10 protein-coding genes and 2 tRNA genes are annotated in these 12,933 nt (G+C 65.4%); 8 read left to right on the top strand and 4 right to left on the bottom strand.

Annotated elements, in window-relative coordinates; translation table 11 throughout:
* Nucleotides 1-2,144, bottom strand: a 2,144-nt coding sequence (locus NNX37_RS07385) for a zinc-dependent metalloprotease family protein (RefSeq protein WP_304659239.1), incomplete at its 3' end; no start/stop codon positions are given.
* Between the two features lie 245 nt (nt 2,145-2,389).
* On the opposite strand from NNX37_RS07385, the gene NNX37_RS07390 reads away from it, so the two are divergent.
* Together NNX37_RS07390 and NNX37_RS07395 are read left to right on the top strand one after the other, a co-directional pair.
* The gene (locus NNX37_RS07390; RefSeq protein WP_255791686.1) at nt 2,390-2,860 is read left to right on the top strand and encodes a ribose-5-phosphate isomerase; all 471 of its coding nucleotides are present in this window, start codon (nt 2,390-2,392) and stop codon (nt 2,858-2,860) included.
* Nucleotides 2,860-3,765 (top strand): Fpg/Nei family DNA glycosylase, encoded by a 906-nt coding sequence (locus NNX37_RS07395; protein ID WP_255791688.1) that lies wholly within the window; start codon nt 2,860-2,862, stop codon nt 3,763-3,765. The genes NNX37_RS07390 and NNX37_RS07395 overlap by 1 nt, the downstream gene beginning before the upstream one ends.
* A 54-nt stretch (nt 3,766-3,819) precedes the next feature.
* Here NNX37_RS07395 and NNX37_RS07400 read toward each other — a convergent pair.
* Nucleotides 3,820-3,893 (bottom strand) — tRNA-Gly (locus tag NNX37_RS07400).
* A gap of 151 nt (nt 3,894-4,044) precedes the next feature.
* Here NNX37_RS07400 and NNX37_RS07405 point away from each other — a divergent pair.
* From NNX37_RS07405 to NNX37_RS07430, 6 genes are all read left to right on the top strand, one after another.
* Nucleotides 4,045-4,118 (top strand) — tRNA-Pro (locus NNX37_RS07405).
* A 54-nt stretch (nt 4,119-4,172) separates the two neighbouring features.
* Nucleotides 4,173-5,522: a trigger factor gene (gene tig / locus NNX37_RS07410; protein WP_255791690.1), complete on the top strand. Its 1,350-nt coding sequence runs from the start codon at nt 4,173-4,175 to the stop codon at nt 5,520-5,522.
* Between the two features lie 284 nt (nt 5,523-5,806).
* Nucleotides 5,807-6,427, top strand: a complete 621-nt coding sequence (locus NNX37_RS07415; protein WP_227922731.1) for an ATP-dependent Clp protease proteolytic subunit — start codon at nt 5,807-5,809, stop codon at nt 6,425-6,427.
* 47 nt (nt 6,428-6,474) lie between these two features.
* Entirely contained in the window at nt 6,475-7,149 is a 675-nt protein-coding gene (locus NNX37_RS07420; RefSeq protein ID WP_227921049.1) for an ATP-dependent Clp protease proteolytic subunit, read from the top strand.
* A gap of 168 nt (nt 7,150-7,317) precedes the next feature.
* On the top strand, nt 7,318-8,610 hold the full coding sequence (gene clpX / locus NNX37_RS07425) for an ATP-dependent Clp protease ATP-binding subunit ClpX (protein ID WP_255791692.1): 1,293 nt from the start codon (nt 7,318-7,320) through the stop codon (nt 8,608-8,610).
* 65 nt (nt 8,611-8,675) lie between these two features.
* A complete protein-coding gene (locus NNX37_RS07430) occupies nt 8,676-9,308 on the top strand; it encodes a mycothiol-dependent nitroreductase Rv2466c family protein (RefSeq protein ID WP_255791694.1) in 633 nt (210 codons plus the stop codon).
* 72 nt (nt 9,309-9,380) lie between these two features.
* Here NNX37_RS07430 and valS read toward each other — a convergent pair whose 3' ends face one another.
* Both valS and NNX37_RS07440 read right to left on the bottom strand, forming a co-directional pair.
* The gene (valS, locus tag NNX37_RS07435) at nt 9,381-12,008 is read right to left on the bottom strand and encodes a valine--tRNA ligase (protein WP_255791696.1); all 2,628 of its coding nucleotides are present in this window, start codon (nt 12,006-12,008) and stop codon (nt 9,381-9,383) included.
* A gap of 259 nt (nt 12,009-12,267) precedes the next feature.
* Nucleotides 12,268-12,576, bottom strand: coding sequence for a hypothetical protein (locus tag NNX37_RS07440; RefSeq protein ID WP_255791698.1), 309 nt, complete (start codon nt 12,574-12,576; stop codon nt 12,268-12,270).
* Between the last annotated feature and the right edge of the window lie 357 nt (nt 12,577-12,933).

Consider the following 12,933-nt stretch of genomic DNA (forward strand, 5'->3'; position numbering starts at 1 on the left):
TTCTGGTAGGCGGTGCGGATGGCTCCGTTGGGGGATACCTGGGCGCCGGTGGCAGAGGACCAGAGGATCGCGCCCTTGGCGAAGTTCTGGTACTTGCCGCCCTTGATGGTCACTTCGCCGCTGGTGGGGAAGCCCAGGGCTCCGCCTTCGAAGCCGGCCTTCTGGTAGGCGGTGCGGATGGCTCCGTTGGGGGATACCTGGGCGCCGGTGGCAGAGGACCAGAGGATCGCGCCCTTGGCGAAGTTCTGGTACTTGCCGCCCTTGATGGTCACTTCGCCGCCGGTGGGGAAGCCCAGGGCTCCGCCTTCGAAGCCGGCCTTCTGGTAGGCGGTGCGGATGGCTCCGTTGAGTGAAATCTGGGCGCCGGTGGCCGAGGACCAGAGGATGGACCCGTTGGAGAAGTCCTGGTACTTGCCGCCCTTGATGGTCATCTCATCACTTCGGGGATAGCCAAGCGCGCCGTTCTCGAAGCCCGACAGCTGATAGGCGGTCCGGATGGCGCCCTTCGGTGAGACGCGTGCTCCTGTAGACGGTGACCAGAGGATGGCGCCGTTGGAGAAGTTCTGGTAGGCGCCGTCGTTCCGGAGCCCGTCGACAATTTCGGAGGTGGCGGAACCGAGTTCCGGGTGCGCTGCGCGTGCTGCCGCAATGGGGCCTGAGGCACGTCCGGCGGCACCGTTCATGATGGTGACGGACGCGGAACTCGCGGTGATCGAGTTGATCTTTACCTTAGTACCGGCGTGCGTGGTGAACGTCTGCCCGGCCTGCCATGTGCTGTTGGCATTCGTGTATCCGGCGAAATCACGGGTATTGGGAGCCACGACCACCGAGTTGACGGCCCAGTCGTTTGCCAGGTCGGCCTTGACTATCTTGACTCCCCGGTTGCCGCCCACCGCAGTGCCGGCGTCATAACCGACCGGTAGCTGCAGTTCCAGGTAATAGGTTTCCCCGGAACTGTCCTTGAACTTCACGGCACGGTTTGCTGCGGATCCTGCCCAGGCCTGCAGCGTGTACGTTGCGGACTGGCCAGGGGCGCCGATATTGCGGATTTCGTTGCCGCGGCCGAAGCCGCCGGCATCCCAGAAATAGGAATTGATTACCGGCAGGCTGTACTGGGCATAGCCCATGAGGTCGGACGTGTCACCGTATTCCCGCGACGTGCATGAGCCGTCGGACCAGGCACCGTTGCTGCCGGCGCCGACGTCGGCCCGGCCGTTATTGCATTTGAGGCTGTTGGCGTGCAGGAGACCGAGCACGTGGCCGAGCTCGTGCGTCACCACGTTATTGGTGAAACCGGAGGGGCTGGGCATCAATACGGAACCGCTTGTGGGTCCGCTCGTCCAGCCGCCGCCGAGGATGCCGCCGTAGCCTCCGCTGCGCAGATCCCCTGCCGGCACGAAAACCACAAGGGCTTCGTTGGGGTCTTCGTACCACTGGAGGTCCCGCCGAATGGTGTTCATCATCGCGGCGTAGTCCTGGCCGGAATTCGCAGTGCTGTTCAAGGTACGGGTTTTTACGACGGACATGCCGAGGCGTCCGTTGGACATGGCGCGCCAGTAATCGTTGGCCGCCGTGATGGATTTCTTCGCCGCCTGCTGGTCCACGCTGCCGCGGTTGTCGGTAAGCGTCGCGAACACCATGGTCACTTGGATGGTGCCGCTGCGGGCAGCGGCACCTGCCGTGCTCGCACCGCCGGCCGCGCTGCTGAAGGACTGCGCACCGTGGTCATGTGCCGCGGAAATATCCGTTTCGACGGCGGAACGGACGGTTCCGTCGGGGTCGGTCACCATGGGGGTCGCGGGACCCGGAACGGGGAAGCCGCCGCCGACTACCGGGACGTAGCCCGTGTCTTTGTCCTCTTCCGATTCCTCAGCCTCCGCGGTGGGAGCGGGAGTGGAAGCGGGAGCGGGAGCCGCGGGCTCGGGCGTCACCGCTTCGGGGCCCGGGGTGCCGGACGGCGCCGGGACGGGCCCGGCGGTTTCCGCAGGGGCGGACGGCCGGACATCAAAAGGTGCCGTCTCCGGATCCGCCTGTGCCTGGGACGGGGTGGGCACACCGGGAGCGACTAGCCCCTGGGCGGGGAGCCCCCCGGCCGTTAATGAGGCAGCGAGGAGAGCCAGGACTGCGAGTTTTACACTTTTCAATGGATTCCTTGTAGAACGAGACCTGGCGGGCACTTAGCGGTGAAGCGACCGCAAGCCCGCGTCCGGGGTGGAGAACCGAGCCGTGATAATGCAGCCGGCGAACGTGTCCGTAGTGGTCTATCGGCAGGGCGGCGGAATATGTAAGCCGGAAGTCCCCGCGGCGGCCCGGAATTTGGAGGCAGCGCGGCCTCGGAAGCTAGGCTGGAAGCGTCTTTTCCCTCCCCTAAGAAACGGACTTACCTCAAATGCGCGTCCACATTGCAACCGACCATGCAGGCATGGACCTGAGCTCCCACCTCATCGCCCATCTCACCAGCAAGGGGTACGACGTGGTTGACCACGGACCCCGCGAATACGATGCCGAGGATGATTACCCGGCGTTCTGCATTGACGCGGCGGAGGCCGTGGTGAGGGACCAGGAGGCCGGCACCGAGGCCCTGGGAATCGTGCTGGGCGGTTCCGGGAACGGCGAGCAGATCGCTGCCAACAAGGTGCGCGGCGTCCGGGCGGCCCTGGCCTGGAACCTCGACACCGCCCGGCTCGCCCGGCAGCACAATGACGCCAACATCGTGGCGGTCGGCGGCCGCCAGCACAGCGTCGAAGAGGCCACGGGCATCATTGAAGCCTTCCTTGCCGAACCCTTCAGCGACGCCGAACGCCACGTGCGCCGGATCGCGCAGATTGCACGGTACGAAACCACCGGTTCCGCGCTCTAATGCCCGAGGGCCATTCGATCCACCGTCTGGCCCGGCAGTTCACCTCGGTGTTCGGCGGGTCCCGCCTGTCCGTCAGCAGCCCGCAGGGCCGGTTTGCCGCCGGCGCAGCCCGGCTGGACGGACACGTGCTTGAGGCGGCCTCCGCCCACGGCAAGCAGCTGTTCCTGCACTTCGACAACGATCTCTACCTGCGCATCCACCTGGGCCTCTACGGCGCCTTCGACTTCGGCGGAGATGAAACCTTCACCGGCGCCTCGAGCATCGGCGCGCCCCGGCGGGTGGGGGAGCAGGAGGTAGCCGGCGACGACGGCGCGGGTTACGCGGGTCCGCCCGAGCCCCGGGGCGCGGTGCGGGTCCGGCTGGTGTCCGAGCACGGCTGGGCGGATCTGCGCGGCCCCACAGCCTGCGAGGTAATCACCGACGCCGAGCGCAGCAAGGTGCTCGCCCGGCTCGGGCCGGACCCGCTGGCTGACGGCGCGCACGGACCCGCCGGCGCCGGACGTGCGGCGGAATTCACCCGCCGGCTCCGCAGTAAGGGCTCACCTGTCGGCCTGCTCCTGATGAACCAGGAGGTGCTGGCCGGCGTGGGCAACGTCTACCGCGCCGAAGTGCTCTTCCGTGCCCGGATCTCTCCCTGGCGGCTGGGCCGCAGCGTGGGCGAGGCCGAAGCCGCGGACCTGTGGAACGACGTCGTGCGACTCATGAACGACGGCGTGCGGCAGGGCAGGATCATAACCACCGCCCCGCAGGACCGCGAGGACACCGCCGAACCGGTACCGGTGTCCGAAGCCCACTACGTCTACAAACGGACCGGGCTCCCGTGCCGGCGCTGCGGCACGCCGGTGGCGGGAACGGACATGGGGGCGCGGAAACTGTACTGGTGCCCGGCCTGCCAGGCCGCCTGAGAGCAGGGTTAACGCAGGAAGGGCCTTCCGCTGCTGCGGAAGGCCCTTCTATGGTGGAGGGGATGACGGGAATCGAACCCGCGTAATCAGTTTGGAAGACTGAGGCTCTACCATTGAGCTACATCCCCGGCGCCGTAAGGCAGGTTTTACCTTAGCACGCGATAACCGGCCGAGAGTAATCGGCCCCGCATCCGGTTCCCGGCCGGGTGCGGAATCCACTCCGGAGCACGGAAATTCGTCATACCCGCTTCAGGACAGGTAGGCTGTCAGGTGCACTGACGGGGTGTAGCTCAGCTTGGAAGAGCGCCTGCTTTGGGAGCAGGAAGTCGCAGGTTCAAATCCTGTCACCCCGACTCTGTATAACCATGGTGCAGACCAATCCCAGAACCCTCAGGAGAACTTACGCTGTGAAGAGCGCCGTAGAAAACCTCACACCCACGCGGGTAAAGCTCAACGTTGAAGTTCCGTTCGAGGAACTGAAGCCGAGCATCGAAGAGGCCTACAAGACCATCGCCACTCAGGTGCAGGTCCCGGGCTTCCGCAAGGGCAAGGTTCCCAACCGCCTCATCGATCAGCGCGTTGGCCGCGGCTACGTTCTCGAGACGGCGATCAATGACGGACTGAACGGCTTCTACGCCGCGGCCGTCAACGAGACGGGCATCACCCCCCTGAGCCGGCCCGAAGTTGAGATCACCGAAGTACCGGACCCCGCCACCGACGAAGGCCAGCTGGTCTTCACCGTCGAGCTGGACATCCGTCCCGAAATCGAACTGCCGGATTACGCCGGCCTCGAGGTCACCGTTGAGCCCGCCGAGGCTTCCGACGCCGACGTCGACAAGGCCCTGGACGAACTGCGCAGCCGCTTCGGCACGCTGAAGTCCGTGGACCGCCCCGCAGTTGCCGATGACTTCCTGACCATGGACCTGGTTGCCAAGGTAGACGGTGAAGAGGTGGATTCCGCCGCTGACCTGTCCTACCAGGTAGGCGCCGGCACCATGCTCGAAGGTATGGACGAGGCCGTCACCGGCCTGAGCAGCGGCGAATCCGCCACGTTCAACACCAAGCTGGCGGGCGGCGAGCACGCCGGATCCGACGCCGAGGTGACCGTCACGATCAAGGCCGTCAAGGAGCGCGAGCTCCCCGAAGCCAATGACGACTTTGCACAGCTGGCCAGCGAGTTCGACACCATCGGCGAACTGCGCGAAGACCTGGTCAAGCGCGCCGCTGAGTCCAAGCTCATGGAGCAGGGCGTCGAAGCCCGCGACAAGGTGCTCGAGAAGCTGCTCGAACTCGTGGAGGTTCCGGTTCCGGAGTCCGTCATCGAAGAGCAGATCGAACAGCACTTCAACTCGGAGAGCGCCCAGTCTTCCGGTGCCGATCACGACACCGAAGAGCACCGCGCCGAGGTCCGCGCCAACACCGAGGCCGCCTTCAAGAACGAAATCATCCTTGACGCGGTAGCGGAGAAGGAAGAAGTAGGCGTAGCTCAGAACGAGCTGATCGACTACATCGTTTCCTCCGCCTCCCAGTACGGCATGGATCCGAACCAGTTCGCCCAGCTGATCGACCAGAGCGGCCAGGTTCCGATGATGGTCGGCGAGGTCCGCCGCCGCAAGGCACTGGCCAAGGTCCTCGAGCTGGCCAAGGTCACCGATACCACCGGTGCCGAGATTGACCTGACCGATTTCGTCCGCCCCGCAGGCGAAGAGGTCGAGGCAGCCGAACCCGAAGAGCATCAGAACGACGACAAGGCCTAGCCTGTCCGGGGTGTCCCACGGACACCAGCCAGGGTGCCGCCGGTCCGAAAGGGCCGGCGGCACCGTGGTTTAACGGACCTTTCACGGCCCGGTCTGCGCCACACACCGCTGTGACGCGCATCGTGCGCCGTCAGCGAACAGTCGGCCAAACCGGCGCAGATCGCCGCTGCAACAGGCTAGTGTCCTAGAAGAGACAAACGGCAGGAGCCGCTGGCACGGCCAGCACCCGTTCCTGCCAGAGCGAGAGGTCACTCAGTATGGCAACTGCACCGAACACACCCACCATGGCTACGGTGGACCCGGCCGGCCGGGACGACTACATCTACAACCGCCTGCTCAAAGAGCGGATCATCTGGTTGGGCTCGGAAGTCCGGGACGAGAATGCCAACGCGATCTGCTCCCAGCTTCTGCTGCTTTCCGCAGAAGATCCTGAGAAGGACATCTACCTTTACATCAACTCTCCCGGCGGCTCCGTGACCGCAGGCATGGCGATCTACGACACCATGCAGTTCATCCCGAACGACGTTGTCACGGTCGCCACCGGCCTGGCCGCCTCCATGGGCCAGTTCCTGCTCTCCTCCGGCACCAAGGGCAAGCGTTACGCAACGCCGCACGCCCGCATCCTGATGCACCAGCCCTCCGGCGGAATCGGCGGCACGGCTTCGGACATCAAGATCCAGGCCGAGCTGATCCTGAACATGAAGCGCGTGATGGCTGAACTGACTGCAGAGCAGACCGGCCAGACCGTCGAGACCATCCTCAAGGACAACGACCGCGACAAGTGGTTCACCGCGCAGGAAGCCCTGGAATACGGCTTCTTCGACAAGATCTCCGCCCACGCAGGCGGAGTAACCGGCGGCGGCGGAACCAACCAGGACCAGGCAGAGGGCAAGGACGAGGACTAGGGTCCCCGGCCAGCCACCCCTCCATTTGCAGACTTCAGGAGTAATTCATGAACCATAATTTCGGCACCGCCGGCTCCGCCGTCGCCCCGCAGATGCCCACCAGCCGCTACGTCCTGCCGCAGTTCGAAGAGCGCACGCCCTACGGCTTCAAGCGCCAGGATCCGTACACCAAGCTGTTCGAAGACCGCATCATCTTCCTGGGTGTCCAGGTTGACGACGCCTCCGCAGACGACGTCATGGCCCAGCTGCTGGTCCTTGAGTCCACCGACCCGGACCGCGACATCACCCTGTACATCAACTCCCCGGGTGGATCGTTCACGGCCATGACGGCCATTTACGACACCATGCAGTACATCCGCCCGGAGATCCAGACGGTCTGCCTCGGCCAGGCAGCCAGCGCGGCCGCCGTACTGCTTGCTGCCGGCACGCCGGGCAAGCGACTGGCACTGCCGAACGCCCGCGTGCTCATCCACCAGCCCTCACTGTCCGGCGGGCAGGGCGGGCAGGCCTCCGACCTGGAAATCCAGGCCGCCGAGGTCATGCGCATGCGCACCTGGCTGGAGGACACCCTGGCGCTGCACTCCAACCGCACCTCCGAGCAGGTCAACACGGACATTGAGCGTGACAAGATCCTCACCGCCGATTCGGCCCTGGAATACGGACTGATCGACCAGGTTCTTGATTCCCGCAAGCTCAAGACTCCGGCCATCAACAAGATGTAACCTGCCCTGCTGACAAGCAGCATGTTCCGGCGGCCCGTGGCGCGTAATATCGCACCACGGGCCGTTTGGTTGCTGAATAGCTCCTCCAAGTGTCCTAGAGTGGATCATGGTTGGCTCAGCCCATGCTGCGGAACCGTTTTTTGATGGACCATCTAAGGGGACTGAACTATGGCTCGCATTGGTGAGAGCACGGATCTGCTCAAGTGCTCTTTCTGCGGAAAGAGCCAGAAGCAGGTACGCAAACTCATTGCCGGCCCCGGCGTGTACATCTGTGATGAGTGCATCGACCTCTGCAACGAAATCATCGAGGAAGAGCTCTCCGAGGTTGCCGATCTCGGCACCTTCGAACTCCCCAAGCCCCGGGAAATCTTCGATTCGCTGCAGGAATACGTCATCGGCCAGGAACCCGCCAAGCGGTCGCTGGCCGTTGCGGTCTACAACCACTACAAGCGCATCCAGGCCGGCCACGCTCCCCGCGGCGCCGGCAACCTCGCCGATGCAGTGGCTGCCGACGACGTCGAAATCGGCAAGTCCAACATCCTCCTGATCGGCCCCACCGGCTGCGGCAAGACCTATCTTGCGCAGACCCTGGCCCGCCGCCTCAACGTCCCCTTCGCCGTCGCCGACGCCACTGCGCTCACTGAAGCCGGCTACGTGGGTGAAGACGTGGAGAACATCCTGCTCAAGCTGATCCAGGCCGCGGACTACGACGTCAAGAAGGCCGAGCAGGGCATCATCTACATTGACGAGATCGACAAGATCTCCCGCAAGAGCGAGAACCCGTCCATCACCCGGGACGTCTCCGGCGAGGGCGTGCAGCAGGCCCTGCTGAAGATCCTCGAAGGCACGGTGGCCTCCGTGCCGCCGCAGGGCGGGCGTAAGCATCCGCACCAGGAATTCATCCAGATCGACACCACCAACGTCCTCTTTATTGTTGCCGGCGCCTTCGCCGGCCTGGAGGAAATCATCGGATCCCGGTCCGGCCGTAAGGGCATCGGGTTCGGCGCACCGCTGATCGAAACCACCAAGGGCACCGACTCCTACGCGGAGGTCATGCCCGAGGACCTGCTGAAATTCGGCCTGATTCCCGAATTCATCGGCCGTCTGCCCGTTATCACCACGGTCTCGAACCTGGACCGTACGGCGCTCATCCGCATCTTGACCGAGCCCAAGAACGCCCTGGTCAAGCAGTACCAGAAGATGTTCCAGCTCGACGGCGTCGAACTCACCTTCGAGCAGGGTGCCCTGGACGCGATCGCGGACCAGGCCTTGGAGCGGGGCACCGGTGCCCGGGGCCTGCGTGCCATCCTGGAGGAAGTCCTGCTGCCGGTCATGTTCGACCTGCCCAGCCAGGAGGACGTCGCCACGGTGGTTATCACCGCTGACACCGTGGAGAAGAAGGCCGAACCGACCCTCATTTCGCACGCCGTCGCCACGAAGCGCCGGAACAAATCCGCCTGACCCGCGGTTGGTAGAAGTAGTATGCAGGGCGCGTCTGCGCCGTTCAACGCTTCCAAGGAGTTTCCATGACCGCTAATGCTTCCGTGTCCGGTTCCGCATCGACCGCCGATTTCTGGTTTGACCCGATGTGCCCGTTCGCCTGGGTCACGTCCCGCTGGATGGACGAAGTGGAACAGGTCCGCGATGTCCGCACCAACTGGCACGTGATGAGCCTGGCCGTCCTGAATGAGGGCCGGGACTCCCTGCCCGAGGACTACCGGAAGCGCATGGAGGCGGCCTGGGGTCCGGTCCGCGTGATCATCGCGGCGCAGGAGCTGCACGGCACCGAGTACATCAAGAAGCTGTACGACGCCATGGGAACCCGCATCCACATCGGCGGAAACAGCGACTTCCCCACGGTCATCCGTGAGGCGCTGGCCGAGGTGGGCCTGCCCGCCGAGTTGGCGCAGTACGCCGACACGGACGAGTATGACGACCAGCTGCGCGCCTCGCACAAGGAAGGCATCGAGAAGGTGGGCGACGACGTCGGAACCCCCATCGTGGCCTTCAACGGGACCGCCTTCTTCGGCCCGGTGCTGACCCGCATCCCGCGCGGCGAAGAAGCAGGTGCCATGTTCGACGGCGCCGTGATGCTGGCCTCGAACCCGGCGTTCTTCGAACTCAAGCGCAGCCGCACCGAGAGTCCGGCGTTCGACTGATTATTCTGCCTTCATAAACAGAACGCCCGGTCGGAAATATCCGGCCGGGCGTTCTGTTTTGGTTCTACGGCACTACTCCGCCGCAGGCGCCAGTTCGACGTCGGAAACGGCCAGCTCGCCCTCGCCGACGGCCAGGTTGAGTTCCCGGACGTTGCCGGCGGCCTTGAGGTCCGCCTGTCCGGCGCGGAGCCGGGTCACTGCACCTTCCGGCGCGGTGACCGTGGCCTTGAGGACCTCGGTCCGCTGCTTGACCTTGGCTTCGGACTTGGCCTTGCGGATCCCGCCCAGGGCGGCGGCAACCGTGCCGAGGATCCCGGCGTCGGCGTCCGCCACGGCCGTGGACAGCCCGTCCACATTCGGCCACGGCGCCCGGTGCACCGACCCGGCGCGCCACCAGCCCCAGACCTCTTCGGTGGCGAACGGCAGGAACGGGGCGAACAGGCGCAGCAGCGCATCCAGCGTGGTGGCCAGGGTGGCCAGCACCGAGGCCTGCTCCGCCTCGCCGGCGGCACCGTAGGCGCGGTCCTTGATCAGCTCCACGTAGTCATCCGTGAAGGACCAGAAGAAGGACTCGGTCAGCTGCAGGGCCTTGGCGTAGTCGTAGCGTTCAAAGGCGCTCGTGGCGGCCTGCACGACGTCGGTCAGCTGGGCCAGCAGGGACAGATCCAGCGCGTTGGTGATCACCGAGGTGTCCGCCAGCGCCACGTTCTTCTCCGTGGCGCCCAGGTTCAGGACAAACTTGGATGCGTTGAGCAGCTTGATGGCCAGACGGCGGCCGATCTTCATCTGCGCAATTTCGTACGCCGTGTCCGCGCCGAGCTTCGCCGAAGCGGCCCAGTAGCGCACGGCGTCGGAGCCGAACTCGTTGAGCACATCCGTGGGAACCACCACGTTGCCCTTGGACTTGGACATCTTCTTCCGGTCCGGATCCAGGATCCAGCCGGAAATCGCGGCGTGCTTCCACGGCGCGGCGGCATTGAGCGCATCGGCGCGGACCACGGAGGAGAACAGCCAGGTGCGGATGATGTCGTGGCCCTGCGGACGGAGGTCGAACGGGAAGACCTTCGCGAAGAGGTCCTCGTCCCGGCTCCAGCCGCCCACAATCTGCGGGGTCAGCGAGGAGGTGGCCCAGGTGTCGAGCACGTCCGCGTCACCGATGAAGCCGCCCGGCTGGTTGCGCTGGGATTCTTCGTAACCCGGAGCCGCTTCGGCGGCCGGGTCCACGGGCAGGGACTCGGGTGCGGGCAGCACGGGGTGGTCGTAGTCCGGGTTGCCGGCGGCATCCAGCGGGTACCAGACCGGAACGGGGACGCCGAAGAAGCGCTGGCGGGAGACCAGCCAGTCACCGTTGAGGCCTTCGATCCAGTTCTCGTAGCGGGAGCGCATAAACGCGGGGTGGAAGTCGATTTCCTTGCCGCGGGCGATCAGGCGTTCGCGGCGTTCCTCGTCGCGGCCGCCGTTGCGGATGTACCACTGGCGGCTGGTCACCACTTCGAGGGGCTTGTCGCCCTTTTCGAAGAAGTTGACCGGGTGGGTGATCTTCTTGGGTTCGCCGTCGAGGTCGCCGCTTTCGCGCAGCATCTCGACCACGGTTTCCTTGGCGCTGAAGACGGTCTTGGTGGCGAGGGCGGCGTAGTTTTCCTTGGCCGTCTCGGTGGCGATCCACTCCGGGGTCTCGGCGAGGATGCGGCCGTCACGGCCGATCACGGCGCGGGTGGGCAGGTTCAGTTCGCGCCACCAGGTGACGTCGGTGAGGTCGCCGAAGGTGCAGATCATGGCGATGCCGGAGCCCTTGTCGGGCTTGGCCAGCGGATGCGCCTTCACCTCGACCTCGACGTCGAACAGTGGGGACTTCACGGTGGTGCCGAAGAGGCGCTGGTACCGCTCGTCGTCGGGGTGTGCCACCAGGGCCACGCACGCCGGAAGCAGTTCCGGGCGGGTGGTCTCAATGTAGATCTTCTCGCCGTCGGGGGCGTGGAAGCTCACCCGGTGGTAGGCGCCGGGCTGCTCGCGGTCCTCAAGTTCGGCCTGGGCGACGGCGGTGCGGAAGGTGACGTCCCAGAGGGTCGGTGCCTCGGCCATGTAGGCGTCGCCGGCACGGAGGTTGTCGAGGAAGGCACGCTGGCTGACGGCACGCGAGGAGTCGTCGATGGTGCGGTAGGTGCGGTTCCAGTCCACGGACAGGCCGAGGGTGGAGAAGAGGTCCTCGAAGACCTTCTCGTCCTCCACCGCGAGTTCCTCGCACAGCTCGATGAAGTTGCGGCGGGAGATGACGTCGAAATCACGCTGGTTCTTGGCGGCCTTCGCCGGCGGGCGGTAGTCGGCGTCGTACGGCTTGGTGGGGTCGCAGCGCACGCCGTAGTAGTTCTGGACGCGGCGCTCGGTGGGCAGGCCATTGTCATCCCAGCCCATGGGGTAGAAGACGTTCTTGCCGGTCATCCGCTTGTAGCGCGCCATCACGTCGGTCTGCGTGTAGGAGAACATGTGTCCCACGTGCAGCGAACCGGAGGCCGTGGGCGGGGGAGTGTCGATCGAGTAGACCTCGTCCCGGACCGTGTCCGGGTCAAACGCGTACGTTCCCTCCTCGCGCCAGCGGGCGCTCAGCTTGGACTCGAGCCCCTCAAGGGCGGGCTTGTCGGGGACGGATACGGTCTGGGGTTCGTTGTCGGGCGTGTCTGTGCCCGGGATATGTTCAGCCATGGTTTCCATTCTTCCATGCAGGCCTGTGCTCTGAGGCACCGGCGGCCTGCCGGGATGTTGGGCGGCTGTACTGTCGGGCTCCGGGGTTGCCTCCGAATCCCGGGCGGAGCCGGCAGGCAATCCCGGAACGGCGGACTTCACCCTTGAATGCCGTTCCCGTCCGGACACCGTGCTGCTGTCTGCGGCGCGGAACGAAAAGGAAAACGATGCAGTGATCCTGCGGGACTATCTGCTGTCCGTGCCGGGGCCGGAAGCGTAGCTATCTGTTCTCCTGGACCCTGCTTTCCTGGACCCTGCCGAAGTAGTGGGCCAGGAAGAAACTCATGGCGAGGGCACCGGCCAGCATCGGAATCCGTTCGCGGGCGCCCTGCGGAGACCGGCCCAGCAGGGCGGTGCCGCCGGCCGCGTTCAGGGCGCTCCACACGGCGTTGGCCATGGGGCCGGAGAGCCCGACGCCGGGCGGGTTGGCAAACGGCGTGGGAAACTTTCGTCCCTGCACGGCATTGATCCCGTGCGGGATGGCGTTGGCCAGGAGTATTCCGGCGAGGAATTTCTTGGTGGAAGACATAGGGCTGGTGTCCTGTCCGTGTCGGCGTGGATTGGGCATGGAGGCAGCCCGACGGGTATCAGGCCAGAGCCTACAGCTTCGGCAACCGGCGGGGTGGGGAGCCGCACGGCGTCCCACCGAATGGTGCTGTTGGTGCTGGTGGGACCTCAGGAGATATCACCAGTCCCAAACTGTGGGATGGCGTGCAGGCCTGGGCCGTCTCGCAGCACAGCGTCCCACAGATTGGTGCTGCCGGGGCTGGTGGGACCTCAGCAGATGCCACCGGCCCCAAACCGTGGGACCCCGTGCAGGCCTGGGCCCGTCTCGCAGCACAGCATCCCACTGGGTGGTGCTCCTGGTGCCGGTGGGACCTCAGGG

It is taken from the genome of Arthrobacter zhaoxinii, from assembly GCF_024385505.1.
Lineage (GTDB): Bacteria > Actinomycetota > Actinomycetes > Actinomycetales > Micrococcaceae > Arthrobacter_B > Arthrobacter_B zhaoxinii.

Coding starts and splice junctions, on each gene's coding strand:
- NNX37_RS07390 (WP_255791686.1), top strand. CDS start 2,390: ATGCGCGTCCACATTGCAACCGACCATGCAGGCATGGACCTGAGCTCC.
- NNX37_RS07395 (WP_255791688.1), top strand. CDS start 2,860: ATGCCCGAGGGCCATTCGATCCACCGTCTGGCCCGGCAGTTCACCTCG.
- NNX37_RS07415 (WP_227922731.1), top strand. CDS start 5,807: ATGGCTACGGTGGACCCGGCCGGCCGGGACGACTACATCTACAACCGC.
- NNX37_RS07420 (WP_227921049.1), top strand. CDS start 6,475: ATGAACCATAATTTCGGCACCGCCGGCTCCGCCGTCGCCCCGCAGATG.
- clpX (WP_255791692.1), top strand. CDS start 7,318: ATGGCTCGCATTGGTGAGAGCACGGATCTGCTCAAGTGCTCTTTCTGC.
- NNX37_RS07430 (WP_255791694.1), top strand. CDS start 8,676: ATGACCGCTAATGCTTCCGTGTCCGGTTCCGCATCGACCGCCGATTTC.
- valS (WP_255791696.1), bottom strand. CDS start 12,008: ATGGCTGAACATATCCCGGGCACAGACACGCCCGACAACGAACCCCAG.
- NNX37_RS07440 (WP_255791698.1), bottom strand. CDS start 12,576: ATGTCTTCCACCAAGAAATTCCTCGCCGGAATACTCCTGGCCAACGCC.